4 protein-coding genes and 2 pseudogenes are annotated in these 4,927 nt (G+C 66.7%); 5 read left to right on the top strand and 1 reads right to left on the bottom strand.

Features of this window, described 5'->3' with window-relative positions:
* The 5 genes and pseudogenes from WAN02_RS24480 to WAN02_RS24460 form a co-directional block, all read left to right on the top strand.
* A pseudogene (locus tag WAN02_RS24480) lies at window positions 1–812 on the top strand (ATP-binding protein); the annotation flags it as partial.
* Window positions 809–1,246, top strand: a complete 438-nt coding sequence (locus WAN02_RS24475) for a roadblock/LC7 domain-containing protein (RefSeq protein WP_422267250.1) — start codon at window positions 809–811, stop codon at window positions 1,244–1,246. The pseudogene WAN02_RS24480 and the gene WAN02_RS24475, both read left to right, overlap by 4 nt.
* A gap of 6 nt (window positions 1,247–1,252) precedes the next feature.
* The gene (locus tag WAN02_RS24470; RefSeq protein WP_422267248.1) at window positions 1,253–1,636 is read left to right on the top strand and encodes a DUF742 domain-containing protein; all 384 of its coding nucleotides are present in this window, start codon (window positions 1,253–1,255) and stop codon (window positions 1,634–1,636) included.
* Complete coding sequence (locus WAN02_RS24465) at window positions 1,617–2,216, top strand: GTP-binding protein (protein ID WP_422267246.1); 600 nt, start codon at window positions 1,617–1,619, stop codon at window positions 2,214–2,216. Before WAN02_RS24470 ends, WAN02_RS24465 begins: the two co-directional genes overlap by 20 nt.
* Window positions 2,216–2,702: pseudogene (locus WAN02_RS24460) on the top strand (pentapeptide repeat-containing protein); the annotation flags it as partial. The gene WAN02_RS24465 and the pseudogene WAN02_RS24460, both read left to right, overlap by 1 nt.
* 55 nt (window positions 2,703–2,757) lie before the next feature.
* Here the strand turns inward: WAN02_RS24460 and WAN02_RS24455 are convergent.
* Window positions 2,758–4,927 (bottom strand): ATP-binding cassette domain-containing protein (locus tag WAN02_RS24455; RefSeq protein WP_422267244.1); only part of this gene is annotated, 2,170 nt, incomplete at its 5' end.

Genomic DNA, 4,927 nt, shown 5'->3' with positions numbered 1-4,927 from the left:
TTGTGCCGCTGCCCGAACCGCCGGCCGCTGTGCCGGACTACGACGACGGCCCGGAGTTCACGTCGCTCACCGACGCCACCGAACGCAACGGCTCCCAGTCGACCGAGTCTTCGGTCAGCCTGTTGCCGCGGCGCCGACCGGGAAGCAGCGGCATCACCGGCGAGCCGCCCGTCCCGCACGAGGAGCCGGTCGAGTCGGCTCCGGAACAGCCCGCGGTGCAGCCCGTTTCGAACACCTCGTCGTTCTTCGGCTCGCGGGTGCGGTTCAACCGGGAGAACCGGAACCGTGCCAAGGACGAACCGGTCGTTCCGGAATCGGCGGCTGAGGTCGATCTGCCGGAGGTCGACGACGTCTGGACCGCTGAGGCCGCCGCGCCGGCGACTCAGGCACCGCAGGACGATCTGATCTACCAGCGGATGCTCTCGGAATGGCTGGTCGACCCCCGCGAGCTGGCGCACAGCCCCGATCTGGATTGGCAGTCGGTGTGGGACCGCGGCTGGTCAGCTGCAGCCGAGGTCGAGAGCGTGCCCGTGCAGGCGCACACCGAGCAGGGTCTGCCAGTGCGCGAACCCGGCGCCCGGCTGGTGCCCGGCGGTGCCGACAGCGAGCAGAACGGGAATCCGCACCACCGCGCCGGCGAGGACAACGGGTTAGCATCGAACGGCGGATTCGAGTCTGGGCGCACCCCCGCACACGAGGCGCCGGTGCGAGACCCAGACGCCGTCCGCGCGTCTATCAGCAGCCACTTCGGCGGCGTCCGCGCAGGACGATCGCACGCCCGCGACACAGACCTAGGAACCGATCACGAATGACCTCTGCCTTTCCACCCGGAAGGCCCAGCCAACCGCCGCGCCCGGAGAACTCGCTGGACTGGCTGGTGTCGAATTTCGCCCGCGAAGTCCCTGGGGTTACGCACGCCATCCTGGTATCCGTCGACGGGCTGCTGATCGCGGCCAGTGAACGCTTGCCGAAGGAGCGGGCCGACCAGCTCGCCGCGGTGTCCTCTGGCCTGGCCAGCCTGGCCAACGGCGCCGCGCAGCTGTTCGACGGCGGGCAGGTCCTGCAGTCGGTGGTGGAGATGCAGAACGGCTACCTGCTGCTGATGCAGGTCGGCGACGGTTCTCATCTGGCAACGCTGGCCGCGACATCATGTGACATCGGCCAGATCGGTTACGAGATGGCCGTCCTCGTCGAACGGGTGGGCAACGTCGTGCAATCGACCCGACGCGCACCATCGCATTCGTGAGCCGCCATGGACAAGCGCACGCCACCCGGATCCGAGCCGTCTGCGGCTGAGGCGAGCCTTGTCCGCCCGTACACCCTGACAGCCGGACGGACCAAGGCCAGCGTCGAGATTCCGTTGGAAGCGCCGGTGCAGACGTTGCAGTCGGCCATGTTTCATCGGTGGCCGCTCAACGACGTGCGGGGCAGAATCGTTCAACTGTGTGTCAAGAGCCCCTCGGTGGCGGAGATATCGGCTCGGTTGGATTTGCCGCTCGGTGTGACGCGTGTGCTGGTCGGTGATCTGGTGACTTCGGGTTACCTTCGAGTGAACCGGACACTGACCGAACGCTCGACCCGCGACGAACGCCGCGAACTGATAGGAAGGACGCTCCGTGGCCTACGAGCGCTTTGATGCGGCCCCGCCGCAGCCGAAGTCGCGCGATACCGCGTCCACGAAGATCGTCATCGCCGGTGGATTCGGTGCCGGTAAGACGACGTTCGTCGGTGCGGTCTCGGAGATCATGCCGCTGCGGACCGAGGCGATGGTCACCGACGCCTCTGCCGGTGTCGACATGGTGGACGCCACCCCGGACAAGCGGACCACCACGGTCGCTATGGATTTCGGCAGGATCACGCTCGATGAGGATCTGGTGCTGTATCTATTCGGCACGCCCGGACAGCGTCGATTCTGGTTCATGTGGGACGACTTGGTCCGCGGCGCGATCGGCGCGGTCATCCTGGTGGATTGCCGGCGTCTGCAGGACTGCTTCGCGGCGGTCGACTTCTTCGAGCATCGCAAGCTGCCGTTCCTCATCGCCGTCAACGAATTCGACGGCACACCAAGGTTTCCCGCCGCCGAGGTGCGCAAAGCGCTGACGCTGCCCGCACACGTTCCGGTGATCAACGTCGATGCCAGGGATCGCAGATCGGCGACCGACGCATTGATCGCGGTCAGCGAATACGCGCTGGCAAGCTTGACGCCCACCGCGTAGTGGATTGGACGGATTGCGAATTCGTCGGCAGTGCCCATTTCACGGGGTCCGGGCCGCGACGACGACCTCAGCCGGCTGCGCACCGAGCGTGTGGTATTCACCGAATGCGATTTCAGCGGCGTCAATCTCGCCGAGTCGGAGCATCCGGGTTCGGCGTTCCGCAACTGCACGTTCAAGCTGACCGCGCTGTGGCACAGCACCTTTCGCCAGTGCAGCATGCTGGGCTCGGTATTCGAGCGGTGTCGCATGCGGCCGCTGACCCTCGAGGAGGTGGACTTCACGCTCGCGATGCTCGGGGGTAACGACCTACGCGGAGTCGACCTGAGTGGGTGTCGGCTGCGCGAGACCAGCCTGGTGCAAGCCGATCTGCGCAAAGCGATGCTGTGCGGAGCCGACCTGACCGGTGCCCGCACCACGGGCACCCGTTTGGATGATGCCGATCTGCGTGGCGCCGTCGTCGACCCGTCGTTATGGACCACCGCGTCGGCTCGCCTACGCCGCTGCCCACGGATTGCGAATGGACAGCGAGCGCGATCGATGACTAACGCTTGAGCCGGATGCTCCACCGCACGTAGCCGGCGTAGAACAGCGACAGCGCGGCGAGCATGCCCATGTCAAACAGGAAGATGTGCTTGGAGTGCTGCCAGATCGGGTCGTTGGTCGGAATCTGCTTGACCTTCACCAGGTCCGGGAAGTCGATCGACGACGCCCCCGCAGCGTAGCCCCAACGTCCGGGCGTGATCCACGACAGTTGGTTCAGTCCTGCTCGGCCGGTCACCGGGATCATGCCACCGGCGAGCACCAGCTGCGACATGATGGAGACCACCAGCAACGGCATGATCTGCTCGTTGGACTGCGCCACTGCCGAGAGCATCAGGCCGAGAATGGCCGAGGCCACGCAGGTTCCCGCGACGGTGACGAAGAGCGAGAACGTGGAGTTGTCGAAGAACGGCGGGTGCGCGGTGGGCGCGCCCTTGCCGAGTCTGACGATGATCGTCGCGATCGCCGCCTGCGTGGTCGCGAATGCGCAGAATACGGCGACTTTGGCAAGTAGGTAGGCAGTGGTGGACAAGCCGACCGCCTGTTCTCGCTTGAAGATCGGTCGCTCGCCGATCAGGTCGCGAATAGTCAGCGCCGTGCCCATGAACACAGCCCCGATGTTGAGCAGCACCATGATGTACTGCGGCTGGGTGGGTGCCAGCCCGAGCGGATCGGCCGGCCCCAGGCCAGGTTTCGGGCCTTTCACGGTCAGCGACAGGGCGCCGATCAAGAAGGGCAGCACTGCCAAGAACACCGAGTAGCCGCGGTCGGAGATGACCAGACGCACCTGGCGGCGCGCGATCGTGGAGAGCTGGCGCAGCAGATCGGTGTGCACGGCTTCGCCCAAGTCGGCCGGGCTTTCCGGAGCCGGCACCTGCGGGTCTCGTCTGCCACCTTGCTCCAGGAAGCGGCGATTCGCCTCGTCCGGATCGGCGCCCACGTTGGCGAAGATGTCCGCCCAGTTGGTGGTGCCCAACGCTTCACCCACCTGGCTGGGTGGCCCGTTGAAGGCGGTCTTGCCACCGGGGGCGATCAGCAGGATCTGATCGCACACGTCCAGGTAGGACACCGAGTGCGTGACCACCAGCACCACGCGGCCCGCGTCGGCGAGCTGGCGCAGCATCAACATCACCTGGCGGTCCAGCGCGGGGTCCAGGCCGGAGGTCGGCTCGTCGAGCAGCAGCAGCGACGGCTGGGTGAGCAGTTCCAGTGCGACCGACGCGCGTTTGCGCTGACCGCCCGAGAGCTTGTCGACGCGGGTGTCGGCGTGCTTGGTCAGGTCGAGTTCCTCGAGTACCTGCGCGACGACCTGTGCGCGTTCCTCTTTGCTGGTGTCCGGCGGCAGTCGCAGCTCGGCGGCGTAACCCAGCGCCTGGTTGACCGTCAGTTGCCGGTGCACCACGTCGTCCTGCGGGACCATCCCGATTCTGCTGCGCATGGTCGCGTACTCGGCGTGGATGTCGTGGCCCTCGAACGTGACCGTCCCCGAGCTGGGGCGGGTGTATCCGGCGATCAGCCGCGACAGCGTGGTCTTGCCCGCACCCGAGCCCCCGATGATCGCGGTCAGCGTTCCCGGCCGCGCCGTGAGGGAGATTCCGTCCAGGAGTTCCTTGCCGTCGATCCGGAAGTGAACGCCGTTGACCTCCAGGCCGCCGGTGCGGGTCGCGGCCTCGGTGCGGCGGATCAGGTTGCCGTCGGTGAAGACGAGGTCGATATTGCCGATCGTGATCACATCGCCCTCGTTCAACACCGCCGAGCCGACTCGGACGCCGTTGACGAAGGTGCCGTTGACGCTGTGCGCATCCCGGATTTCGGTGCCGAGCGGCGAGTCGACCAGGAATGCGTGATGACGCGATGCCAGCACATCCTGGATCACGATGTCGTTGTCGTTGGCGCGACCGATCGTCGCCGAACCCGGTGGCTTATCGGGAGTCAGCGAGCCCGGCAGGATCGCCTGGATCATCTTGGTGGCCAGGTTGCCGTATTCGGGTGGCGTGCTGATCGCCGGCGGTGCCATTTCGGTCCTCGGCGCAATGTTCACCGGGGGAGCCGATACCACCGGGGCCGCGGGTTGCCGGATCGGCGGTGGCGCCTGGCGTTGTGGGCCCGGCGGGTAGGCCGGCGGGCGCTGGCCTGGGTAGCCGGGTGGAGGCGGAGCACCGGGATACGGG

Source organism: Mycobacterium sp., assembly GCF_049281135.1.
Classification (GTDB): domain Bacteria; phylum Actinomycetota; class Actinomycetes; order Mycobacteriales; family Mycobacteriaceae; genus Mycobacterium.
The sequence above is the reverse complement of the archived record's forward strand: the minus strand, read 5'-3'. Positions and strand labels throughout refer to the sequence as shown.